We start from the raw sequence: 22,867 nt of genomic DNA on the forward strand, positions 1-22,867 counted from the left end.
GGAGCGTCTGCGTCGCGACCTGGCGGAGGAGAGCAGGGTGCCCGGCGAGGCCGATGCACTGCTTGAGATGGCCGAAAACTACGGTCGTGAGGCTGCGAAATTCGCCGTGGATAGGACCGTAGATCGCTCGCGACGCGCTCGAAAGAGTCGAGCAATTTCAAGACGATTGATCGGGCGCCCCTTCTGCCACCTCCTAGTCCGACGGTGTCCTGATACGTCTTTTTGTGTCGAAGAAGCGCTTGATCTAAAACGGCTGGGTTCGTTGCTTGCGCTTGGTGGCAGCGCGGGCTCCGGGCAGCGTGCCCACGTGGTCTGGTGCCGCTCTCGGCGCCAGAACGGGCGGCCACTCCATTCCCATGTTCGCAAGCGGCACCAGTTCGGCGCCGAGTGGACATGCCATGGTCGGCGAGAAAGGTCCCGAGCTGGTCAACCTTCCGTGCGCGCGCGCAGGTTTTCAACGCCGCTCAAACGCGGGGAATGCGAGGGGATCAGAGCGGCCCTGCAGTGTTCATGCAGGACGTGAGCTGGGAGTAGCTGCCGAACTTGTGGACTGGCCGCCCCGCCGCTACGATTTGCAGCATGGGAAGGACCAAAAAGCTGATCGATTGCTGCGACTGCGACCACCCGGTGTCAGCGAGTGCGGCGGCCTGTCCAAATTGCGGCTCGAAGGTGCCGTTCGGTCCTCCCATTCTTCACCGCAAAAGGCCCCCGATCTATAACGTCGAGGCGCGCAACGACCGCAACATGGTCGTCTTTGCCGGGACGCTGGGAGGCTTAGGCGCAGCCTATGGATTTGCGACAAGCGCGGGGCCGCTTGGTGCTGCGCTGCTGGTCACGTCGTACGGCATGCTGGGTGTCTTGGTGGGCGTCCCGCTTGCGGCGTTGTTCAACATCACGCGCCGGCTGTGGCGGTAGGGACCCTGGAATATGGGAAGTCTACGTACCGCCTAGCGTCGCTCCCGGCGCTCTGATCCGCAGCCGGGAGCATGGGGCTGGTAAGGAACCGGTGCCATTTCCTCATCCGGGTGACAATCCGGGCCGCTTGGAATTCCGGTAGTCTTACGGAATCCTTATTCGGAACACGGTGTTCTACTGTGAGAACACCGGCGAGATTTAAGTACCAGTTTCTAATTTGCCAGGGATGGCCGCAGTGGGGGCTGGAACCACCCTGCGGCCTTTCGCTTTAGCGAAACCCATTTTTAAGTTGAGCCGTACCGTCTCTGGGGCGAAGCCGGCGGAGAATTTGTGAGCATTCAAATCATTATAGCCGCCATGTTGGAGCGCGAGCTAGCGGCGCGCGGCGTGCAATCGTTGGGACCTTCCGATTGCATGGAGATCGTCGAGAACCTGCTCCGGCGCCTGAAAGATTTGGACCGGGAGTTAGCTGCGCGAGGCGCCAACCTAGCGGTAGTCTCATGGAGAGACGGCCCCGGCTCAGAGGGGCCGGGGACTGGTTAGACAGAGGCCGCTAGGCGAGAGCCTTTTAGATCGTCTTCCGGTGTCCAATGGTCGGCGCGTATTTGTCCGCTCCAGGCTCAAGATGCTGAGGCCAGTCAATTGCCGTGCAAAGCAAACCGCGCCGCTCGATTTCGCGTGCAAGAGCCTCCGCGCGCAGCCTCGCTGGCAATCCGACAAAACGCGTGCCGGCTAGCCTATCTGCTTGCACCTCTTGGCGGATGAACTCGTGCATCCGCAGAATGAACTGGTCAGATAGGCCTTCGAACTCGCTCATGCCAGCCAATCGCGTCAGCCAAAGATATAGGCAACCAAAAAGGTGGCTGGCTGCCAAGCGATGAACCCAATCGCCTCCAGCGAAACAGCTGTGGCCAGGACGGCTACAGCGCTGAAGGTGAGGGGAATGGCGATATCGAAAAAGTTGTGGGGCTCGTCTGCATCTGCAGTTTGAAATGCGGTTCTAGTGGACATTCGAATATTCCTCTGCTCGAGGTCATATCGAATTGGACGCTCTCAGCAAAACGTTCGCTGGAGTTAACCTGACCGCTAAACCTTAACAGCGAAGCTAATTCCTTCAGGAATGTGTCGCGGCACAAACCGATCGACGGCCTTGATCACTGCGTCTTTCAATGCACCAGTCTGCCGCGACTAACCTCAGCAAGCGCAGGGATCAAAACCCGCTGACTGCAAGCTCGAAATACTGTGAACACGACGCAGCCGCCAAAACCAGGCGCAACCTCGTTCGGCTTGTGGTGGTCTGCTTCCGAACGGTGATCTGTCAGTTGCGGTAGAATTTGAGCGAGAGCGTCGATTGGAGTGAAGCCTCGTCTCTGCATGTTACGATCAAGTGCGGCGAGGTCGTGCACCGCACGGTAGAAGGAGAGCGAGGTCCGTTCGAAAAAGCGTCGAAGATCAATACAGTTGACAAGACACCCCTTCCGCCGGTCTATCCGTCGGGTTTACCCGGACAGGTGATCGGTGAATCAGACATCCAATCCGGCTGCACTCGACAAGCTGAAGCTCCGCATTCAGGCGTTGCGGGCCAAGACGATCGCCAATGGCTGCACCGAGGACGAGGCGCTGTCTGCCGCCGCCAAGGTCGCCGAGCTGCTGGATCGCCACGATCTGTCGCTCACCGACGTCGAGCTGCGCGCGTCGCCGTGCGAACGGAGGGTCTACGAGACTTTTCGCAAGAAGCGAATTCCGCTGGACGACTGCATCGGGGCAATCGCTCGTTTCTGCGATTGTCGAGTCTGGCGCGAGAAGAACGCGGCCGGCGAGAACCACTATGTGTTCTTCGGTCTCGGCGCGGACATCGAGGTCGCGCATTATCTGGCCGAGTTGATCGACGGCGCCGTGCGCGCCGAACTCGGCCGCTTCAAGACCTCGGTCGAGTACAGCAGGTTCCGGCACCAGGAGCGGCATCTGGCCAATGCCTCCTTCGCGCTCGGGATGGTGGCGTCCGTCGCGGACAGGCTGATGGCGATCAAGGCCGGTCGCGATCAGGTCAACGAAAGCACCGGCCGCGGGCTGGTGGTTCTCAAGACCTCGGTGGTCGATGCGGAGTTCGACAAGCTCGACCTGAAGATGCGGACCCAGCGCAGCGCGAGCCGGATGGTGTCGATGACCGCCTATGAAGCCGGCGGCGCCGCCGGAGCGTCGCTCGCCATCAATCCCGGGCTTGGCGAGTCGCAGGCGGGGACAGCTTGCAAACGGAGTTGAACGCGTCGGGCGAGGCCGTGCAGCGTCACCGTCATCGCAGTTCAGTCGATGGACTTCTCGAGCTTCTGGGCGGCCCGGAAGTCGTCCATATGCTGCAGGTTCGGCCCGTACGCAGCCTCCTTGGTCAGCAGGTGGTAGATCCGGGCCACGATGGTTTGCAGATGTTTCATGCGTCCGCGCGGCATCGCCCGGGCCTTGCAAAGGGCCCGGACCGCATGCGCTCGGAAATAATCAAAAGCGTCTGACATCGCGGACTCAACGTCGCGCGCAATGATTGGTTCTTGGATTGGTCCTTGGATTGATTCTTGTTCGCGCGTCCCAAAACGCCGCCAGGAACGCTGTCGAATGGGAGAACTTAGCCCGGCACGAAGCTATGGGATGGGCAACGCATGTTCTTCTTTTTCTCGAACCGGCTGGGATGCCTCGGCTCGCTGCTGGTCTCCGGATTGATCACTCTCGCGCTACTTTTTATGTTGGGGATCGTTCGGTTCTAAACGCTCGCGCGTTCAGGAACCTCGCCCTCGCTGGCCTGTTGTTCGCTGGTCCAGCAACGGAGGGCGCCCTTGGAAAGCACGATCATCGGAGAATTCGACACGCGGCGCGGCGCCGAGCTTGCGGTTGAGCATGTCGTGCAGGAATGCGGCGTGCCGCGAAGCGACGTCTTCGTCCAGGCCGTCGGTGGCGCGAACACATCGGGGACACGCCCGGCCGGTCCTGACGCCAAGGCCGCGCCTGCGCCGGAGGGACATCAGAAGCTGGAAGGTCGGATCGAGGTCTCCGTGGACTTTCACGGCGATGCGCCCGAGAAGATTGCAGACGCCTTGAAGGGCGCAGGTGCAAAGACTGTCAGAACCAAGTAGCGGCGAGGGGAGACTGTGGAGCCGGAATCAGCACATACTGAACAGTGTCTCCCGGGTCTGAGTTGGGGAACTCCTTGCGCGTTCAATGCGTTTCAACGCGAACGCAATTTGCGAGGTCTCCCTGCTTCAGAGCTCATCGACCCTGATCCCCGGCGACACCGTCTGGCGGCGCTGCGAGGCGCGGCGTGTGGCGGTTCTGAACGATGCCGCCGCTTATTTCGCGGCCCTGCGGCAGGCCCTGCTGCAGGCGCAGGATCTCGTTTATATCGTCGGGTGGGATATCCATAGTGAGACCAGGCTGGTCGGCGAGTTCGGGCGAGCGGAGGATGGCTTGCCGGAACAGCTCGGCCCATTGCTGCGCGCGCTGGTCCAACGACGTCCCACCTTGCGGATCAACATTCTCGTCTGGGACTTCGTATCGTTCTACGCCTCCGAGAGGGAATGGAATTCCGCGGCCAAGTTTACCCCCGATACAGATGGCCGCGTCCGGTTTCACCTGGATGCCACGCTTCCATTCGGGTCCGCCCAACACCAGAAGATCGTCTGTGTCGACGGCTCACTGGCGTTCGTCGGCGGGCTCGATCTGACGATCAGGCGCTGGGACACCAGTGATCATCGCGCCGCTCACGCCTCGCGCTGTGATCCCCAGGGCAAGCCATATCTGCCGTTTCATGATGTTCAATGCCTGGTGGACGGCGACGCGGCGGCGTGGCTGTTCGAACTCGTGGAGCAACGCTGGCGCGCGGCAGGCCGACAGCCTGATGATCGGCGCGTGCGGAAGGGCATTCGGTGGCCGGAGACGGTGCCGGTGCAGGCCGAGCACTTGCCCGTGGGTATCGCCAGGACCGAGGTCGTCTTTCCCGCAGGTGCTGGCACTCATGAGGTCGAACGCTCGTTGATCGCGGCGATCCGGTCCGCGACGAGCTTCGTGTACATCGAGAACCAGTTCACCAGCGCCACCAAGATCGCGCGCGAATTGGCGGAGCAGATGCTGCGCGTGCCTTCGCTTCGGGTTGTGGTCGTCACGCCGAAACTGCATTCCTCGTGGCTGGAATCCCAGGCCATGCAGAACGGCCGCGGCACCTTCATCGACTGCTTCAGTTCGGCCGGCGTCGCCGATCGCATCCGCTTCGTCTACCCGGTGTCGCGGAATGGGAACACGGAAGCGGCCGTGATGGTGCACAGCAAGCTCATGATCGTCGACGATCGGATCTTGAGGATCGGTTCGGCCAATCTGAACAATCGATCGATGGGCGCCGACAGCGAGTGTGACCTGATCTTTGAAGCCGCCTCAGACGAGCATCGAAATTTCATCGCCTCGGTCCGCCGTCGCCTCATCGGCCATTTCTGCGGTCTCGATGAACAGGTCGTCGCGCAAAACGAGGATCGTCTTTTTGCGCTCCTGGACGACGTCTCTAAGGCCAGCGGGACGAAGGCCCTGCGGGACGTGGAATCCTCGGTGCTGACCAGCACTCTGGCCACAATGGTTCAGCCCGTGGCGGATCCTGAGCGGCCTCTTCATCTGGAGCGGGCGGCATCTCGCATGTGGAACACGAAGACGATCATCGGGATGGTATCGATAGCCGTGGCGCTTTTTGGACTGGCGATGGCCTGGTCATACACGTCCTTGAGCGATTTTGCCGACGCCGGCCGAATGTCGACGTTGCTGTCTGCCTACTCGCAGTCCGTCTGGGGGCCGCCATTCGCGATTGCAGCTTTCGTCGTCGGCGGGTTGGTCGTGTTTCCGGTTCTCGTGCTCATTGCGGCAACTGCTGCCGCACTGGGGCCGTGGCTGGGCTTCGTCACCGCCATGACGGGCGTCGTGCTCAGCGCCTTTGTCCTCTTTGCAATTGGTCGGGCACTCGGCCGCGAACGCCTCCAGCGTTTGCTCGGACGACGTATCGCGCGCATCCAGGAGCGTGTTGTCGGCAAGGGCATTCTGGCTGTCGTCATCATCCGGATGATTCCGATCGCGCCGTTCTCGGTGGTGAATGTCGTGGCTGGCGCGAGCACGCTGCCGCTGCGTGACTTCCTGGTCGGAACGCTGCTCGGCATGACGCCCGGCATTCTCGCCATGGCCGTTTTGGGTGCTCAGATCGCAGATCTCGCCAGGAATGCGTCTTGGCTCAACATATTGCTGCTCGCACTGGCGTTCCTGGGCTGGCTCGCGATCTGCGCAGGCGCGCAATTCGTCGCGACGTGGCTCGCCGGGAGGCGCTGATGCGCTTCATGACATGGAATGTGCATGGCACCTTCAATCTCAATCCGAAATTCGATCTCGAGGGTATCTGTTCCATCATTCGCAAATGGGCTCCCGATGTCGTCGCGCTTCAGGAGGTGGATTCGCGATCCCGATCGGACGATCCGTTTGCGAAGCTGGCGAGTGTCGTCGGCGATCACCGTGTTCACGCCAAGTCGATCGTCACGGCCGATGGCGAATACGGCCAGACGCTCCTGAGCCGCTTCCCATTCTCCGGCCCCCCCGAGATCGTCGACGTATCGTATCGTGAGCGCGAGCCGCGCCGAGCGATCGCCGCGGGACTGCTGACGCCGGTCGGCGATGTCCGTGTGGTGGCCACGCATCTCGGCTTGAGCATCCACGAGCGCCACGCGCAAGCTCGGGCGCTGGTGAGCCTGGTGAAACCTGCAAGGACCGTCGTCCTCGGGGATTTCAACGACTGGTTCTGGATCAAATCGGTGCGGCGCGTGCTCGCGCAGGTCTGCCCGAACCGTACGCGGCTGCGAACTTTCCCGTCGCATCTGCCGCTGCTGCGGCTTGACCGGATTTATGCAACGTCCGACAGCCCGATCGGGAAGGTTTGGACCGACGAAGGGGCGAGGGCCTATTCAGACCATTTACCTGTTATTGCCGACATCGAGATCCCAGCCGAGTCGAACGCACCGTCAGCGCGATAAAAAAGTGCTGTCTGCAGAAGCACTTGGCTACTGTGCATGGGGTTGTTTTCGCACATTTGTACAGTCGGCCCAACGTGCCGCCCGGCGGGACCAAGGGGAACCCTTTCCTGACCTCCGCGTTGTCTGCCCATGACGGAAGACATTTCCTACCGGCGCAAGCCCTTGACCCCCGAACAGCGGCAGGCGCGCGATGCGACACGCCGTATCGAAGCCGAAAAAGCCATGCGCGATCATGAGGCGGCGCAGAAGGCGTTTTATGCCAACAAGGAACGGCTGAGGGCCGAACGGTTGGCACGTGAACAGACGGAAGCGAAGGGCTGACCGCACGCGGTCGCCCCCCTCAAAGATGTCCTTGCCCGCGAGCGCTGTCCTTAGTGCCGGTGAGGGACGCGCGTCACGCTCAACGCCTGCTTCAGCGCCTGAACGGCAGTTGCGAAAGGTCTGCGAGGCGATTGCGCCTCAATCGCTTCGGCTGCGACGCGACAATCGTCAGCGACCTTGAGCAACCCGCTTCGCGCGAGGTCCATGGTGGAGAGGGCTGCCTGCTCCAGGCAGACCCGTTCAAGCCGTCGAAACTCCCGCAGTTCTTTGTTCATGCGTCAGCTCTCGATGTCCCCCGGCCATGCGGCGCTGAGTCTGCTTAATGAACGGTAAACATCCCTGCCTGGCAGAACTGGCTGGCGTGGAGCTGGTCTGTGTCCTGCGCACGCCCGGTCGGCACGCCCAGCGGGCTTGACGGCATTTGGCTTCCGCCGGAAGCTTCACATGATCCTGATTTGAACCGCGGAGACGTTCGCTTCCAGCCAGTCCGATCCCGATCAGCGAAAACGACAATGGAGCTGACCATGACCACGTTCGACAAGCGCGAGCAGGGCTTCGAGGCCAAATTCGTCCACGACGAGGAGCTCATGTTCAAGGCGACGGCCCGGTCCAACAAGCTGCTCGGGCTCTGGGCCGCAACCCAGCTCGGCCTCGGCGGCGATGCCGCAGCCGGCTACGCGACGGCGCTGGTGACGGACCATCTCGAGAACCAGTCGATGGACGAGATCCTCGACAAGGTGGCAGGCGATCTTGCCGCCAAAGGCGTCGCGCGCGACCAGGTCGCAGCCAAGCTTCAGGAATGCATGCACCACGTGTTACAGCAGCTCGAAGCGGATAAGTGAAACAAAGCCGGCCCTCGACGGCTGGGATCGGGAGGCGGGTGGTGGCTTGCGGACTATCCTGCGGAGTATCTTGCAGCAGCCTCGGCAAATGGCCCGGCGTGATCGCGCTCGCTGCTGCGATCCTGGTCGGCTGCAGCGCCGCTGAGGTATCGGCCACGCCGCTGACGCCATTTCGCTACGAGGCGCAGGCGCAGCGTCATTGCCCGCACGACCGGGTGGTCTGGCTCGATTTCAGAAAAGGCATCTACTACGGCAAAGGCCAGAAACGGTACGGCCAGGGTTTTGACGGCAGCTTCGTCTGCCTGAGCGAAGCCCGTGACAGTCTCTATCGGCGCTCGCTGCTTGGACTGCGGTAAGCGTATTTGTCGGGAAGTGCCGGGCTGCTCAGGCGAAGGCCAATGCCACGAGGCTGGAGCACAGCAGGACCAAACCGCCGGCGGTCAATGCCAGGAAGCCGCCGGATACGAGGTCATGGGATACGAGGTCATGGTTGCGCATGGGACACCTGCCGCTCTCGTCTGCGATGCTCGATCGGATCGATTAAAAATGTCCGAACGCGCCGTCTTGAAAGGGTGATGCTTGCCGTCCGCGCGAGTGCCTCAGGCCCTCGTGCGGTAACCTTCAAACGCATGGGCCAGGAAGATCCCCGCGCTTACCAAACCCATTAGTGCCGAAACCGTCTCGATCATCGTCTCATTCCATTCCGCCCTGCACGCGAGAAAACGCGGGCGGCCTTGCACAGTCAAAAGAATTCCAGTGAGCGGCGCGACAATGGGGGTGGAGTGAGGATTTGGCGCAACAGAATGTCCGGCCGTGGCACGGAGCAGGGCGCCCGCGCCCCGTAGTTCAACGGGGCGAACGCATACGCCCCGTTTACCATCCCGGCGTGAACGCTGTGCGCTCCCCATTTCCGCCGTGTTCGGGTTGCGTTATCGTTACCACTTCCGATGCGGTGGTGGGCCGCCTCGGAGCAAAGGACCGGATAGCGCTGCCCCGTAGCCAAAGCGGGTTAGGTACGCCTCCGGCAAAGTGGTATTTGGGGCGAATGGGGATCCGACGTTCAGATTCGGTTTTGCGGGCCGCGCGCGCTGCTGCGGCGGTCGCGACCTGCCTTGCGCTCGCCAATTGCGCGTCCTCCAACAAATTCGCCAGCCGGGTCGATCCGAAATACGGCGTGTCCTCGAGCCCCCGGGTCGTGGCTTTGGGTGATCCGGTCCCGAAGGGCGGCGGCGCCTACCGCGTCGGCAAGCCCTATGTGGTAGGTGGCCGGACCTATGTGCCCGAAGAGGACGTCAACTACCGTGCCGAGGGCATGGCGTCCTGGTACGGCGACGACTTCCACGGCCGCCTGACCGCCAATGGCGAAGTGTTCGACATGGGCTCGCTGACCGCGGCGCATCCGACCCTGCCGATGCCGTCCTATGCGCGGGTGACCAACGTCTCGAACGGCAAGTCGCTGATCGTCCGCGTCAATGACCGCGGGCCCTATCACGGCAACCGGCTCATCGACGTCTCGAACAAGGCCGCCGAACTGCTTGAATTCAAAGGCAATGGCATTGCCAAGGTTCGTGTCGAATATGTCGGCCGGGCGCCGCTGGAAGGCTCCGACGACCGCCAGTTGATGGCCACCTTGCGCACCGGGACCCCGGCGCCGTCACCCTCGATGGTCCGGGTCGCCTCCGCGAGACCCTTCGTGCCGGAGCTGCCGTCGTCGAACCGCGGCGCCATGCGCGGCGAAGTTCCGACGCCGGAGGGACGGCCCTATAATCTCGGCAACACCTCCGCCGACATGGCTTCACTCAGTGCGACCTCGGAAATGTCGGCCTCGAGCCGCAACCGGGGCCGGGCGCTTCAGAACGCCCACGCCGTGTCCTATGACGGGGACGGCCGCTATGCGACCGAGAGCGCACCGTCCGGCGCCTACGCCTCGGACGGCGCTGCCGAGGCCCGGGGCATCCTGAGCGGCCGCGGCCTCTACTGAGCCGCGCTTTCCTTCAGGAAGGTCACCAGCGCCGCATTCACCTCGTCCGGCCGCTCCTGCTGGACCCAATGGCCGGCGCTCTCGATGATCAGCTTTCGCTTCAAATTGGGCAGCACGCGCACGAGCTCGTTGACGCGCTTGGCTCCGATCAGGCCGGTGATGACGGCGTCTTTCGAACCGGCAATGAAGAGCGAGGGCTGGTGGATTTGCGCGTCCTGCCACGGCGCCGTCAGCTCCCAATTGCGATCGAGGTTGCGATACCAGTTCAGCCCGCCGCGAAAACCGGATTTGCGGAAGGTTTCGGTGAAGTAGGCAAGGTCAGTCTCGGTGAGCCAGGCCGGCAAAGGCTCCTCCGGGTTGCCGTGGCCGAGGAATCCCTTGCCCTCCTGCACGAACATGGCCGCAGAGGGATCGGCAAGGCCGCGCCCGCCGAGCACGATGCGCATGGTGCGCGCGACGTCACGCTCGAACTCGGCTTCGGCAACGCCGGGCGCCTGGAAATACTGCCAATAGAAATTGGTGATGCCGCCCTGGCGCAGAAGGTCGAGCGGCTTGCCGCGACCGCGGAACGGCGGCGGCACGCTTAGGCCGGCGACCGCCGTGAAGATGTCCGGCCGGAACAGCGCCGCGTGCCAGGCCACCGGTGCACCCCAGTCGTGGCCGACCACCATGGCCTTGGTCTCGCCAAGCGCCTGCACGAGGCCGACGATATCGCCGACCGTGTCGAAGATCGAATAGGCCGTCGCTTCGGGCGGCGCTGAGCTCTGGCCATAGCCGCGCATGTCGGGGGCGACGACGCGAAACCCGGCCTGCGCCAGCGCCGGGATCTGGTGGCGCCAAGAGTAGGAGAGTTCCGGCCAGCCGTGGCACAGCACCACCAGCGGCCCCTGACCGGCTTCGCGGATGAACAGGTCGATCCCGTTGGCCTTGATCACGCGGGTGGAGGACATCGCTTTTCCGCCTTGTTTCAGGGGTTTGGTCAGAAAATCTGAGGTGCCACGATAGGGGCCGGACGAGAATCGTGCAATCTCGGGACAAGCGGCCACCCCGTGTTGTTCGCACCGGCTCCAACTGTTAGAACGCCGCTCTCAGGGCTTGGCCATGGAATTTCATCTTTCCTCGTTTGCGCGCACCCGGCTCACCGCCGGAGCGCTGGCGCGCGGGCTGATCGCGACGGCTCTGGTGGCGACCATCGGCTGGGGCGGAGCGCTCTACGCGGCCAACCAGAGCGTCCAGGGCGCCAAGAAAACAGATGATTCCGGCTTCGACGGCGACGCCCCGACCGCGATCCTGATCGAGGCCTCCAGCGGCAGCGTGCTGTTCGAGAAGAACGCCGACGAGCTGCGCGCGCCCTCCAGCATGATGAAGCTGATGACTGCGGAGGTCGTCTTCAACGCCATCAAGAAGGGCGACATCAAGCTGACCGACGAATACCGGATCAGCGAGAACGCCTGGCGCAGGGGCGGCGCGCCCTCCGGCGGCTCAACCATGTTCGCCGCGATTAACAGCAAGGTCACAGTCGACGACCTCCTGCACGGGGCGATCATCCAGAGCGGCAACGACGCCTGCATTGCGCTCGCCGAAGCCATGGCGGGCAACGAGCGGATTTTCGCCGCCGACTTCATGACCAAGCGCGCCCGTGAGCTTGGCCTGACGAAATCGACCTTCGGCAATTCCAACGGTCTGCCCGACCCCGCCAACAAGATGACGGTGCGCGAGCTCGGCATCCTTGCCCGGCACATCATTCTCGACTTCCCCGAATTCTACAAACTGTTCGGCGAGAAGGAATACACCTGGAACAAGATCCGCCAGCCCAACCGGAATCCGCTGCTCAATTCCATGGAAGGCGCCGACGGTCTGAAGACCGGCTACACCAAGGAAGGTGGCTACGGCATGGTCGGCTCAGCGGTGCAGAACGGCACGCGGCTGATCGTCGTCATCAACGGGCTGGAAGACCCCGAAGATCGCGCGACCGAAGCCAAGAAGATGCTGGAATGGGGTTTTCGCAATTTCGAGACCCGCACGCTGATCGCGGCCGATCAGCCCGTCGGCTACGCCAAGGTGTTCGGCGGCGAGAGCCGCTCGGTGAAACTGGTGGCCAAGACGCCCGTGAAAGTGATGGTGCACAAGAACGGCAGCGACAAGCTGATCGCGCGCGTCGTCTATAGCGGTCCGGTGCGCGCGCCGGTCGAGGCCGGCCAGAAGGTCGGGCTGGTCAGGGTCTGGCGCAGCGGCAACATCGCGGTGGAGACGCCGGTCTATGCCGCTGACGCGATCGGCACCGGCTCGACCGTGCGCCGTGCGATCGACGGCGCCAGCGAGCTTGTGATCGGCATGTTCCGTGCGGGCGCCGAGAAGCTCTGATCATGAGTGAAAGTGCGGTCAAGTGGCCGTCCGGACGCGGGCGTTTCGTCACCTTTGAAGGCGGCGAGGGCACGGGCAAGTCGACCCAGATCAAGAAGCTCGCTGATCGCCTCAAGGCGGCGAGGATGCGTATCCTCGTCACGCGCGAACCGGGCGGCTCGCCGGGCGCCGAGATCATGCGGCATCTGGTGCTGTCAGGCATGGGCAAGCTGCTCGGACCCGAAGCCGAGACGCTGCTGTTCGCGGCGGCCCGCGATGACCATGTCCGCACCCTGATCCAGCCCGCGCTCAACCAGGGCACCTGGGTGCTGTGCGACCGCTTCGCCGACTCGACGCGGGCCTATCAGGGCAGCCTCGGCCAGGTGCCGGCGGCGCTGATCAACGCGATGCAGCGGGTCACGATCGGCGATCTCAAGCCGGACCTCACCATCATCCTCGACCTGCCGGTCGAGATCGGCTTGCAGCGCGCGGCCGCACGCCGCGGCAGCGGCACGCCAGACAGGTTCGAGGCCGAGAAGCTCGGTTTCCACCAGGGCCTGCGCGAGGCCTATCGCAAGATCGCGGCGGACGATCCCGCGCGTTGCGTGCTGATCGACGCCAATTCCGATCCCGACACGGTTGCCGGACGCATCTGGACTGCGCTGCGTGATCGCCTGCTTCCGACGCCGGCATCGGTGGTGTCCATATGAGCCCGCGTCAGACCGAGCGCGAAACTGCCATGTCTCATCCGCGCGAGACGGGCGTTCTGTTCGGCCATCGCGAGGCCGAGACCGCGCTGCTCGCCGCCTATCGCAGTGGGCGCATCCCGCATGCCTGGCTGATTGGCGGGCCGCAAGGCATCGGCAAGGCGACGCTGGCATATCGGATGGCGCGCTTCGTGCTCGCTCACAGCCAGCCGCTGGCACCCTCGGTGCAGCGCGCCGAAGACCTCGCCATCAATCCTGATGACGCCGTGGCGCGGCAGGTTGCGGCGAGCTCGCATGGTGGCCTGCTGACGCTGGAGCGCACCGCCAACGACCGCGGCGTCATCCGCACCGTCATCACCGTGGACGAGACGCGCGAGACGATCGGCTTCTTCGGCTCGACCGCAGCGGCCGAAGGCTGGCGCGTCTGCATCGTCGACACTGTCGACGAGCTCAATCCGAATGCCGCCAACGCGCTGCTGAAAATTCTCGAGGAACCACCGCAGCAATCGCTGTTCCTGCTGGTGAGCCACGCGCCGGCGCGCGTGCTCGCCACGATTCAGTCGCGCTGCCGCAAGCTGCGCCTGCGCGCGCTCGCAACCGACGACGTGATTGCTGCAGCCGCAACCGCCGCCGATCTCGACCCGAACGATCCGGCGTTGCGCGAGGCGGCGGAGGCGTCCGAGGGCAGCGTCGCGCGGGCGCTGACGCTGCTCGGCGGTGACGCCCTGAAGCTCCAGCAGCGCACGGCCGCGCTGCTGGCGCGACTGCCGCAGGTCGATCCGCGCGAATTGCATACGCTCGGCGAATCGCTCGGCACCAGTGACCGCGTTGCGCTTGCCGCCTTCATCGACGGCATCGATCGCTGGATCGCGGAACGCCTGCACACCGACGAGGCCGACGCCAACCAGAACCTGCCGCGCCTTGCGCGCCTAGCTGAGGTATGGGAAAAGATCGTCCGCGCCGCGCGCGACACCGAAACCTACAATCTGGAGCGGAAGCCCTTGGTTTTCTCGGTGTTTGGCTGGCTGGCGGACGCAACACGCTAGAGCATGATCCGGAAAAGTGTGCAGCGGTTTTCCCGATGGGATCATGCTCAAGACAATAAACTAACGCAGGTTCGTTTCCAAATTTCGAGAAGCCGGTAAAGGAATTCGTCGTGGCAGCGCGAGCTAAGAAAACCGCCAAGGGCAAGAGCAGCAAGAAGAAGGCTGCCACAAAAGCCGTCAAGAAAGCCACGAAGAAGGCCGTGAAGGCGCGCGCGCGCAAAGCTCCCAAGAGCGTCAAGAAAGCCACGAAGACCAAAAAGACGGCTGCCAAAAAAACCGGGAAGAAGAGCACCGCGAAGACGGCAAAGAAGGCAGCGAAGAAGCAGGTCGTTGCCAAGAAGACGGTGAAGACAGCGACCAAAAAGCCAGCCAAGGCTTCGGCGAAGAACGAGACTTCGGCAAAAAACAAGGCTACGGCGAAGAACAAGACCCCGGCGAAGAAGATAGCCAAGACGGCGAGGGTGGCTGCGCCTGCCGTGACCACCACACTAGCTCCTGTCGCCACGCCGCCGAAGGCTGTGAAGCCCAATGCATCGAAGCCCAAGGCCCCGCGCGCACCGAAGTCCGTCGCAGCGCCGCAGGCCACCACGCCCGTGGCCGTGCCCGCGCGGGACAACGTCTTCTACATCACGACCGCGATCGCCTATCCCAATGGCAGTCCTCACATCGGCCACGCCTATGAGGCGATCGCGACCGATACGTTGGCGCGTTTCGCGCGACTCGACGGCAAGGATGTGTTCTTCCTGACCGGCACCGACGAGCACGGCCAGAAGATGGTTCAGACCGCGGCCAGCGAAAAAATGTCCGTCTCGGAGCTCGCGGCCCGCAATGCCGGCCGTTTCAAGCAAATGGACGAGCGCCTCAACGTGTCGTTCGACCGTTTCATCCGCACCACCGAGGAGCAGCATCACCGCTCCAGCCAGGAGATCTGGCGGCGCATGGAAGCGAACGGCGACATCTATGCCGACATCTATGCCGGCTGGTATTCCGTGCGCGACGAAGCCTATTACGCCGAGGACGAGACGCGCCTGAACGACGACGGCGTGCGGCTCGGACCGCAGGGCACGCCGGTCGAATGGGTCGAGGAGAAGAGCTACTTCTTCCGCCTGTCGGCCTATCAGGACAGGCTGCTCAAGCTGTACGAGACGCAGCCCAATTTCATCGGCCCCGACTCCCGCAAGAACGAGGTGGTGAGCTTCGTCCGAGGCGGCCTGCGCGATCTTTCGATTTCGCGCACGACGTTCGACTGGGGCGTCAAGGTGCCCGGGGACGAAGAGCACGTGATGTATGTCTGGGTCGACGCGCTCACCAACTACATCACCGGCGTCGGCTTCCCCGACGAGAGCGACAACAACTGGCGTTATTGGCCTGCCGACGTGCACATCATCGGCAAGGACATCATCCGCTTCCATGCGGTGTACTGGCCGGCTTTCCTGCTGTCGGCCGGGATCCCGCTACCGAAGCGGGTCTATGCCCATGGCTTCCTGTTCAGCAGGGGCGAGAAGATGTCGAAGTCGGTCGGCAACGTGGTCGATCCCTTCAACCTCGCCGACCAATACGGCGTCGACCAGATGCGCTATTTCTTTCTGCGCGAGGTCCCGTTCGGCCAGGACGGCAACTATAATCACGAGGCCATCGTCGCGCGCATCAATGCCGATCTCGCCAACGATCTCGGCAATCTCGCGCAACGCTCGCTGTCGATGATCGCCAAGCAGCTCGGCGGCGTGCTCCCGGAGCCCGGCGAATTCAGCGACAACGACAAGGCGATCCTGTCGCAAGCTGACGGCATGCTCGCGGCGTCTCGCGAAGCGATGGCGACGCAGCAAATCCATCACTGGCTCAACGCCGTGTGGGCTGTGGTCGCGGAAGCCAACCGTTATTTCGCGGGCGAAGCGCCGTGGGCGCTCGCCAAGACCGATCCTGTCAGGCAGAGGACGGTGCTCTACGTCACCGCCGAAGTCGTGCGCCAGATCGCGATCCTGGCCCAGCCTGCGATGCCGACGGCCTCGGGATTGCTGCTGGACAGCCTCGGGATCCCCGAAGGGGAGCGCAGCTTCGCCGCGCTCGGCGGCGCAACGCGCATCGCGCCCGGTACGACGCTGCCGGCGCCGACGCCCGCTTTCCCGCGCTACATCGAGCCGGCGGCGTAAGGCGCTCGCACCATGCTGGTCGACAGCCACTGCCACCTGGATTTTCCGGACTTTGCGGAGGATCTCGACGGGATCGTGTCGCGGGCGCGAGCGGCCGGCATCGGCCGCATGGTCACGATTTCGACGCGGGTGAAAAGGCTGAACCAGCTCTTGGCCATCGCCGAGCGCTACGACGACGTCTATTGCTCGGTCGGCACCCATCCGCATAACGCGGATGAGGAAGACGGCATCGCACCGGACGAGCTGATCGCGCTGACGCAGCATCCCAAGGTCGTCGCGCTCGGCGAAGCCGGGCTCGATTATTTCTACGACAACGGCTCGCCGGAGGCGCAGGCGAGGGGCTTTCGCGCCCACATCGCCGCCGCCCGCCTCACCGGCTTGCCGCTGGTGATCCACACCCGCGAGGCGGACCAGGATTGCGGCCGCATCCTTGAAGAGGAAGCCGCCAAAGGATCGTTTCGCGCCGTGTTGCATTGTTACACCGGCGGGCGCGAGCTGGCGCTGAAGGCGGTCTCGCTCGGGCTCTATATCGGCTTCACGGGCATCCTGACCTTCAAGAAGTCCGAGGCCCTGCGCGCGCTTGCGGCCGAACTGCCGTCCGACCGTATTTTGGTTGAAACAGACTCGCCCTACCTTGCGCCGGGCAAGTTCCGGGGCAAGCGCAACGAACCGGCCTATGTGGTCGAGGTCGCAAAAGTGCTCGCCGAAACACGCGGCGTGTCGTTTGACGAGATCTCGCGCCAGACAAGCGAAAACTTCTTTCGCCTGTTCTCCAGGGTGAAAGCTTAGAACTGGGAGCCGCATGACGCTGACGCTGACGATCCTGGGCTGCGGCTCCTCCGCCGGCGTGCCGCGCCCGGCACTCGGCTGGGGTGCCTGCGATCCCAACAATCCCAAGAACCGCCGTCGCCGCTGTTCGCTGCTGGTCGAGCAGACATCGGGCGAGGGCACCACGCGTATCGTGATCGACACCTCGCCGGACCTGCGCGAGCAATTGCTCTCGACCAATGTCGACCACATCGATGCAGTATTCCTGACCCACGAGCACGCCGATCAGACCCACGGCATGGACGATCTGCGTTCGGTCGTGATGCACATGCGCCGGCGGATTCCGACCTATCTCAATCAGTCGACTGCGAACGACATCATGTCGCGGTTTTCCTATTGCTTCGTCTCGCCGGCGGGCAGCGACTACCCGCCGATCCTGACGGCGCAGTCGATCGAGGCCGGTGAAAGCCAGACCATCCAGGGAAAGGGCGGCGCGGTGACGATGACCGCCTTCCTGGTGCAGCACGGCAACATTCCCGCGCTAGGCTATCGCATCGGCGATGCCGCCTACACACCCGATCTCAACGACATCCCGCGCGAGAGCTGGGGCGCCCTGGAAAATCTGGATCTCTGGATCGTCGATGGCCTGCGCTACACCAGCCATGTCAGCCATTTCAGCATCAACGACGCGTTGTCCTGGATCGAGCGCTTCAAGCCGAAGCGCGCCGTCATCACCAACATGACGGCCGACGTCGATTATGAGGTGATCCGGCAGTCGCTGCCGGCGGGCGTGGTGCCCGCGTATGACGGGCTGCGGCTGGAGACCCGCTGAACCTGCGGTGGAAATTCCGGCGAGAGCCGGCATACTCCTTGCTTGCGCTGGGCCCATCATGTTGATCTAACGTCTGAAAGACAGGCGCTGGGGCAGGGGCGATATTCATGCAGGACCGGCGCGCGACGTGCGATCGCCGGGACCGTCTGAATCGCCTCGTGTGAGGATGGGGATCGCGTTGGCAGGGGACGATGTCACGAGCCGGGGACCGGTGCGACGCGCGCTGGATCTCCTTTATCTCGGTGCGGGTTACGCCGCCGGTGCCTTCATGGTTGCGATCTTTGCAATCATGATGATCATGTCGATCGGGCGCCAGTTTGCGGTCAACATTCCCGCCGGCGATGATTTCGCCTCCTGGTGCATGGCCGCGATGGCATTCCTCGGCCTCGCTCACACCTTTAAGCGCGGCGAGATGATCCGCGTCGGCCTGCTGCTGGAGCGTCTGCATGGGCGCTCCAAACAGGTTGCGGAGGTCGTGGCCCTCGGTATTGCCGCCGCTTTCATTCTCTATTTCACCCGGCATGCCGTGCAGATGACCTACGATTCCTGGCGCTTCAACGACGTGGCGCAGGGCGTCGTCGCGCTTCCGCTCTGGATTCCGCAGCTCGGGTTTTCCGGCGGACTCGTGATCCTGTCGATCGCGCTCATTGATGAAATGGTCAGTGTCATCAGCGGCAACCGGCCGAGCTACGAGAAGGGCTCGCCGAACGAGACCCCGGACGAATTCATCGAGCGGATCTCACAAGGCGGCGGAGGTTGACGATGGCCAATCTCGGCATGATCGAACTGTCGTTTATTCTGCTCGGCGTCATGATCGTGCTGCTGGGAAGTGGCATCTGGATCGCGGTTTCGCTGGGGCTCGTCGGCTTCGTGGCGATGGCGCTGACCACCAGCCTGCCGCTCGGCTCGGTGCTTGCGACCACGACATGGAGCGCAAGCTCGTCATGGACGCTGGCGGCGCTGCCGCTCTTCATCTGGATGGGCGAGATTCTCTTCCGCACCAAATTGTCCGAGGAAATGTTCCGGGGCCTGTCGCCCTGGGTGCAGTGGCTCCCGGGGCGTCTCACTCATGTCAACGTGATCGGCTGCGGCATCTTCGCGGCGGTGTCGGGCTCGTCGGCGGCGACCTGTGCGACGATCGGCAAGATCGCGCTGCCTGAACTGGACAAGCGGGGCTACGATAAGGGCTTGAGCCTGGGCTCGCTCGCGGGCTCCGGCACGCTCGGACTGCTGATCCCTCCGTCGATCCCGATGGTGGTCTATGCGGTCACCGCGAACGTCTCCGTGCTTCAGGTGTTCCTCGGCGGCTTCCTGCCCGGCGTGCTCGTGATGGTGCTCTATTCCGGCTACATCATCATCTGGTCGCTGCTCAATCCGAAGAAGATTCCGCCGCGCGATCCTCCGATGCCGTTTCGCCGGAAGCTGCAAGAATCCGCCAAGCTCGCCCCATGCCTGCTTCTGATCCTGGCGGTCTTCCTCTCGCTCGTGCTCGGGTTTGCGACCGCAACCGAATGCGCAGCCTGGGGCGTTTCGGGCGCGCTGCTGCTGGCGTGGTGGAGCCGCACGCTCACACGCAAGAACTTCCTCGAAAGCATCATGAGCGCGACGCGCCTGACCTGCATGATCATGCTGATCCTGGCAGGCGCTGCCTACACGACCGCAGCGATGGCCTATACGGGAATTCCGGCGGCACTCGCCACCTGGGTCCAGGGCCAGCAGCTCACCCCGGGCATGCTCGCGCTGTATCTGAGCATCATGTATATCATCCTGGGATGCCTGATCGACGGCATCTCGATGATCGTCCTGACCGCCGTGATCGTGCTGCCGATGGTCAAGCAGGCCGGCCTGGACCTGGTCTGGTTCGGCGTCTATCTCATCATCCACGTCGAGATGGCGCAGATCACGCCGCCGGTCGGTTTCAATCTGTTCGTGCTCCAGAACATGAGCGGCCGCGATACCTTGACCGTCGCGCGGGCGGCGTTCCCGTTCTTCGTCCTGCTGCTCGCGGCCGTGTTCATCATCACGGAATATCCGCAGATCGTGATGTTCTTGCCCAAGCTCGCTTTCCCGGACTGAGCGTACCGTTTTGAAATTGACTGTGAGGAGAAGCCCCATGATCTCTCGTTTAATCCGCGCATCCCTGATCGCCGGCGCCGTGCTGGCTGCGACACCCGCTTTGGCTCAGACCAAATGGAATCTGCCGGCGGCATATCCGGCCGACAATCCGCACTCCGAGAATCTCGTCGCGTTCGCCAAGGACGTCGAAGCCGCGACATCAGGCAAGCTCCAGATCACGGTTCATCCCGGCGCCTCGCTGTTCAAGGCGCCCGACATCAAGCGCGCGGTGATGACCGGGCAGGCGCAGATGGGCGAAGTCTTGCTGTCGATCCACGAGAACGAGGATCCGGTATTCGGGGTCGACGTCGTGCCGTTTCTGGCGACCAGCTTTCCGGACGCCATGAAGCTGTATCAGGCGTCGAAGCCGTTGATTGCCAAGAAGCTCGATGCGCAGGGGCTCAAGCTACTGTTCGTCGTGCCGTGGGCACCGCAGGGCGTCTATGTCAACAAGCCGCTTGCAACGATCGAAGACATGAAGGGCCTGAAATGGCGGGCCTATAATGTTGGTACTGCGCGCATGGGCGAACTGGTCGGCGCGCAGTCGGTCACCATCCAGGCCGCCGAGTTGCCGCAGGCGCTTGCCACCGGCGTCGTGAACTCCTTCATGTCGTCAGGCGGCACGGGCTACGATGCGAAGGCATGGGAGTCGCTGAAGTACTTCTATGACGTGCAAGCCTGGATCCCGAAGGACTACACCTTCGTCAACAAGGCGGCGTTCGAGGCGCTCGACAAGCCGACCCAGGAGGCCATCCTCAAAGCCGCCGCGACCGCGGAAACCCGCGGCTGGAAGGCCTGGCAGGACAAAAGCACCTGGTACATCGATCAGCTCAAGGCCAAAGGCATGACGGTCGAGCCGCCGAGCCCGGCCCTAAAGGCGGGCTTCCAGAAGATCGGCGAACAGCTCACCGCCGACTGGCTCAAGAAGGCGGGAGCCGACGGCCAGGCTCTGGTTGACGCCTATAAGAAGATGTGAGGGCGGCAATACCTTCCGTTCGCCTTCGCGAGGCGGGCGGAAGGTCTCTCCCGTATCAGCGGCAATTGACCACCAGGCAGGATCACGAGGCGTAACGCAGCACGGCCTTGCCGGTGGGAGCGCACGGAGCGCCGAGCCGAAAGCCTCGCGCCGGCGACACGGCTGCTGCGTTTCAGAACATGGTCATCCGGGATTAAGCTTTGCGGACCAGTCGCCAGCGTCCTGGCGTGGCACCCGTTGCCGCCGAGAACACTCTGGTAAAATGACTTTGGTCCGCGAAGCCGCATTTGACGGCAATTTCCGTGAGCGACAGCGGCGAGCTTGCCAGCAGGCTCTTGCTTTGCTCGATCCGCTGATTGATCAACCATCGATGCGGCGGTGTTCCTGTGCTGACTCTGAAAGCGCGGGCGAAGTGGGCGGCTGACACGCCACACTCAGCGGCAATTCGGGCCAACGCGATCTCGCCATCGAGATTTGCGCGAAGGAGCGCCTTCGCCGTCCGCAGTTGCCATGGCGCCAATCCGCTGCGGTGAGAGCGATTGCGAGGTTGGCCGATGGCATAGGTCTTGAGAAAATGAGTGTTGAGCGCCATCGCGACGTGGCCCACGAAAAGCTCGTTGGCCTCATGCGGTCTTTCGAGCGCCGGCAGAAGGCAAGCACCCAAATGAGCCATGACTGGATCCATGAAGTTCGCGCCCGCGCCAACGTCATATTCAACGCGACCAAGATCAAGCTGGTTCGCCAATTCATTTAGCGTGCCGTGCGGCAGATACAGGTAGAGAAAGTCAAAGGGATCGCGGAAATGAACGACCGTTTCACATCGCAGATCGTAGATGCTGGTCTCGTCCTTCAAGGCGCCCTTGGGTGCGTATCGACCATCCAGCCACGACTCGGCTCTCTGATGCTGCAGCCGAAGGCAGAGTGCGAGGGCCTCGTCCGGAGGCGACGGCAGCGTCGGATCGCCGACCGGTCCGGAATATGCCATCCGCACCGCGGCGAACGTTCCCTTTTGGAGCGACTTGACGAGGCTCGAGCTCGGCTCGCTGATCATTGGAAATAGCTGCGCAAGCCGGTCGCCGTAGAGGCCATCATCGCTCATGATGTGTCTCCACTGCGCGGCCGATCACGACCGACCCACTCTGCGTTCGGTTTTGAGGCCCTTGCCTGATTCCTTCCAGGCCGGTTTCGATCAATCGCGGCTCAGGACGTTCAAGCACCTTGGGTCGGATGACCTTAGATGGAGGCAACACTTCAGCTTTCACGTTGGTTGCCTCCGGGAGCATTGATGTATTTTAAGACGATCAAACCGCACGTCATGTCAGGGTCAGCACAGACCAATCTGTCTTTCCTGGAAGATATCGTCCGCGCGGCCCGTTCTCGGTTCGCTGCGCTTGTGGACAAACTCGCCGGATTGCAGGCCAGGCAATCATCGAAGCCCTCGATCGAGCGGAGTTCACATGACGACAATCCGGGCAGCCGCGCGCTCGGTCTGGCGACCGTGACCGATGATCTGCTCGCGATCGTCACCGTGATGGATCGGATGGCAGGCGAGCTCCTGCTGGAATCCGAGCAATTATGGGCCTCGGTCGGATTTGTTTCCGGGAACGTCCACAAGATCGCCTTTGGACGATGGCGTTTGCTCGGTAGCCGGAAGCGGAACGACCTGTTCGCCGCCGCGGTCGACGACAGGCTCAGGCGCACGCCGCGCTTGGTGATCTCGCTGCTGGAGGTTGCTACCATCCTGGAGGAAGCGGTTGCAGACCTGCATCCAGTCCAGACCGGGGAAGGGGCTCGCAGCAGGTAACGATATCGCCACCGATCATCGCGACGTCG

25 protein-coding genes are annotated in these 22,867 nt (G+C 63.0%); 19 read left to right on the plus strand and 6 right to left on the minus strand.

What is annotated here, in order from left to right; all coding sequences use genetic code 11:
- Positions 1-579 precede the first annotated feature (579 nt).
- Complete coding sequence (locus AC0L21_RS11115; protein WP_473261207.1) at positions 580-915, plus strand: hypothetical protein; 336 nt, start codon at positions 580-582, stop codon at positions 913-915.
- A gap of 568 nt (positions 916-1,483) precedes the next feature.
- Here the strand turns inward: AC0L21_RS11115 and AC0L21_RS11120 are convergent.
- Entirely contained in the window at positions 1,484-1,732 is a 249-nt protein-coding gene (locus AC0L21_RS11120) for a hypothetical protein (protein WP_473261209.1), read from the minus strand.
- Positions 1,733-1,746: 14 nt separating this feature from the next.
- Positions 1,747-1,926, minus strand: a complete 180-nt coding sequence (locus AC0L21_RS11125; RefSeq protein WP_456764339.1) for a hypothetical protein — start codon at positions 1,924-1,926, stop codon at positions 1,747-1,749.
- Positions 1,927-2,433: 507 nt separating this feature from the next.
- Between AC0L21_RS11125 and AC0L21_RS11130 the strand changes: the two genes are divergently transcribed.
- Positions 2,434-3,177, plus strand: coding sequence for a DUF7168 domain-containing protein (locus AC0L21_RS11130; RefSeq protein WP_473261213.1), 744 nt, complete (start codon positions 2,434-2,436; stop codon positions 3,175-3,177).
- Between the two features lie 41 nt (positions 3,178-3,218).
- On the opposite strand, the gene AC0L21_RS11135 is transcribed toward AC0L21_RS11130, so the two are convergent.
- On the minus strand, positions 3,219-3,425 hold the full coding sequence (locus tag AC0L21_RS11135; RefSeq protein ID WP_473261216.1) for a hypothetical protein: 207 nt from the start codon (positions 3,423-3,425) through the stop codon (positions 3,219-3,221).
- A gap of 315 nt (positions 3,426-3,740) precedes the next feature.
- Between AC0L21_RS11135 and AC0L21_RS11140 the strand changes: the two genes are divergently transcribed.
- The 4 genes from AC0L21_RS11140 (at position 3,741) to AC0L21_RS11155 (ending at position 7,274) form a co-directional block, all read left to right on the plus strand.
- Entirely contained in the window at positions 3,741-4,037 is a 297-nt protein-coding gene (locus tag AC0L21_RS11140; protein ID WP_473261219.1) for a hypothetical protein, read from the plus strand.
- A gap of 85 nt (positions 4,038-4,122) precedes the next feature.
- On the plus strand, positions 4,123-6,258 hold the full coding sequence (locus tag AC0L21_RS11145) for a VTT domain-containing protein (RefSeq protein ID WP_473261222.1): 2,136 nt from the start codon (positions 4,123-4,125) through the stop codon (positions 6,256-6,258).
- The gene (locus AC0L21_RS11150) at positions 6,258-6,953 is read left to right on the plus strand and encodes an endonuclease/exonuclease/phosphatase family protein (protein WP_473261224.1); all 696 of its coding nucleotides are present in this window, start codon (positions 6,258-6,260) and stop codon (positions 6,951-6,953) included. Before AC0L21_RS11145 ends, AC0L21_RS11150 begins: the two co-directional genes overlap by 1 nt.
- Positions 6,954-7,082: 129 nt before the next feature.
- Positions 7,083-7,274, plus strand: coding sequence for a hypothetical protein (locus AC0L21_RS11155; RefSeq protein ID WP_007591059.1), 192 nt, complete (start codon positions 7,083-7,085; stop codon positions 7,272-7,274).
- A gap of 50 nt (positions 7,275-7,324) precedes the next feature.
- Here the strand turns inward: AC0L21_RS11155 and AC0L21_RS11160 are convergent, their stop codons facing one another.
- Positions 7,325-7,549, minus strand: a complete 225-nt coding sequence (locus AC0L21_RS11160; RefSeq protein WP_473261226.1) for a hypothetical protein — start codon at positions 7,547-7,549, stop codon at positions 7,325-7,327.
- A 249-nt stretch (positions 7,550-7,798) separates the two neighbouring features.
- On the opposite strand from AC0L21_RS11160, the gene AC0L21_RS11165 reads away from it, so the two are divergent.
- The 3 genes from AC0L21_RS11165 (at position 7,799) to AC0L21_RS11175 (ending at position 10,097) form a co-directional block, all read left to right on the plus strand.
- Positions 7,799-8,116, plus strand: coding sequence for a DUF1476 domain-containing protein (locus AC0L21_RS11165; RefSeq protein ID WP_473261229.1), 318 nt, complete (start codon positions 7,799-7,801; stop codon positions 8,114-8,116).
- A 41-nt stretch (positions 8,117-8,157) separates the two neighbouring features.
- Positions 8,158-8,472, plus strand: coding sequence for a hypothetical protein (locus tag AC0L21_RS11170; protein WP_473261231.1), 315 nt, complete (start codon positions 8,158-8,160; stop codon positions 8,470-8,472).
- 689 nt (positions 8,473-9,161) lie between these two features.
- Entirely contained in the window at positions 9,162-10,097 is a 936-nt protein-coding gene (locus tag AC0L21_RS11175) for a septal ring lytic transglycosylase RlpA family protein (RefSeq protein WP_473261233.1), read from the plus strand.
- Here the strand turns inward: AC0L21_RS11175 and AC0L21_RS11180 are convergent.
- On the minus strand, positions 10,091-11,047 hold the full coding sequence (locus AC0L21_RS11180) for an alpha/beta fold hydrolase (RefSeq protein ID WP_473261235.1): 957 nt from the start codon (positions 11,045-11,047) through the stop codon (positions 10,091-10,093). The two genes, AC0L21_RS11175 and AC0L21_RS11180, sit on opposite strands and share 7 nt — an antisense overlap.
- Before the next feature lie 151 nt (positions 11,048-11,198).
- Here AC0L21_RS11180 and AC0L21_RS11185 point away from each other — a divergent pair, with 151 nt between their 5' ends.
- From AC0L21_RS11185 to AC0L21_RS11225, 9 genes are all read left to right on the plus strand, one after another.
- Positions 11,199-12,461 carry a D-alanyl-D-alanine carboxypeptidase family protein gene (locus tag AC0L21_RS11185; protein WP_473261237.1) on the plus strand — a complete coding sequence of 421 codons (1,263 nt, stop codon included), beginning with the start codon at positions 11,199-11,201 and terminating at the stop codon, positions 12,459-12,461.
- A 2-nt stretch (positions 12,462-12,463) separates the two neighbouring features.
- Entirely contained in the window at positions 12,464-13,150 is a 687-nt protein-coding gene (tmk, locus tag AC0L21_RS11190) for a dTMP kinase (RefSeq protein ID WP_473261239.1), read from the plus strand.
- Positions 13,147-14,193 (plus strand): DNA polymerase III subunit delta', encoded by a 1,047-nt coding sequence (locus tag AC0L21_RS11195; RefSeq protein WP_473261241.1) that lies wholly within the window; start codon positions 13,147-13,149, stop codon positions 14,191-14,193. The genes tmk and AC0L21_RS11195 overlap by 4 nt, the downstream gene beginning before the upstream one ends.
- 110 nt (positions 14,194-14,303) lie before the next feature.
- Positions 14,304-16,343: a methionine--tRNA ligase gene (metG, locus tag AC0L21_RS11200; RefSeq protein ID WP_473261243.1), complete on the plus strand. Its 2,040-nt coding sequence runs from the start codon at positions 14,304-14,306 to the stop codon at positions 16,341-16,343.
- Between the two features lie 12 nt (positions 16,344-16,355).
- A complete protein-coding gene (locus tag AC0L21_RS11205) occupies positions 16,356-17,132 on the plus strand; it encodes a TatD family hydrolase (protein WP_473261245.1) in 777 nt (258 codons plus the stop codon).
- Between the two features lie 13 nt (positions 17,133-17,145).
- Positions 17,146-17,943, plus strand: coding sequence for an MBL fold metallo-hydrolase (locus tag AC0L21_RS11210; RefSeq protein WP_027517964.1), 798 nt, complete (start codon positions 17,146-17,148; stop codon positions 17,941-17,943).
- Between the two features lie 166 nt (positions 17,944-18,109).
- A complete protein-coding gene (locus tag AC0L21_RS11215) occupies positions 18,110-18,703 on the plus strand; it encodes a TRAP transporter small permease (protein ID WP_473261247.1) in 594 nt (197 codons plus the stop codon).
- A 2-nt stretch (positions 18,704-18,705) separates the two neighbouring features.
- Positions 18,706-20,019, plus strand: a complete 1,314-nt coding sequence (locus tag AC0L21_RS11220) for a TRAP transporter large permease (protein WP_473261249.1) — start codon at positions 18,706-18,708, stop codon at positions 20,017-20,019.
- 37 nt (positions 20,020-20,056) lie between these two features.
- Positions 20,057-21,034 (plus strand): TRAP transporter substrate-binding protein, encoded by a 978-nt coding sequence (locus AC0L21_RS11225; RefSeq protein WP_473261251.1) that lies wholly within the window; start codon positions 20,057-20,059, stop codon positions 21,032-21,034.
- Between the two features lie 193 nt (positions 21,035-21,227).
- On the opposite strand, the gene AC0L21_RS11230 is transcribed toward AC0L21_RS11225, so the two are convergent.
- Entirely contained in the window at positions 21,228-22,133 is a 906-nt protein-coding gene (locus tag AC0L21_RS11230; RefSeq protein WP_473261253.1) for an AraC family transcriptional regulator, read from the minus strand.
- A 138-nt stretch (positions 22,134-22,271) separates the two neighbouring features.
- Between AC0L21_RS11230 and AC0L21_RS11235 the strand changes: the two genes are divergently transcribed.
- Positions 22,272-22,838, plus strand: coding sequence for a hypothetical protein (locus AC0L21_RS11235; RefSeq protein WP_473261255.1), 567 nt, complete (start codon positions 22,272-22,274; stop codon positions 22,836-22,838).
- The last annotated feature ends 29 nt before the right edge of the window (positions 22,839-22,867 follow it).

This window comes from Bradyrhizobium sp. WSM4873, assembly GCF_055811355.1.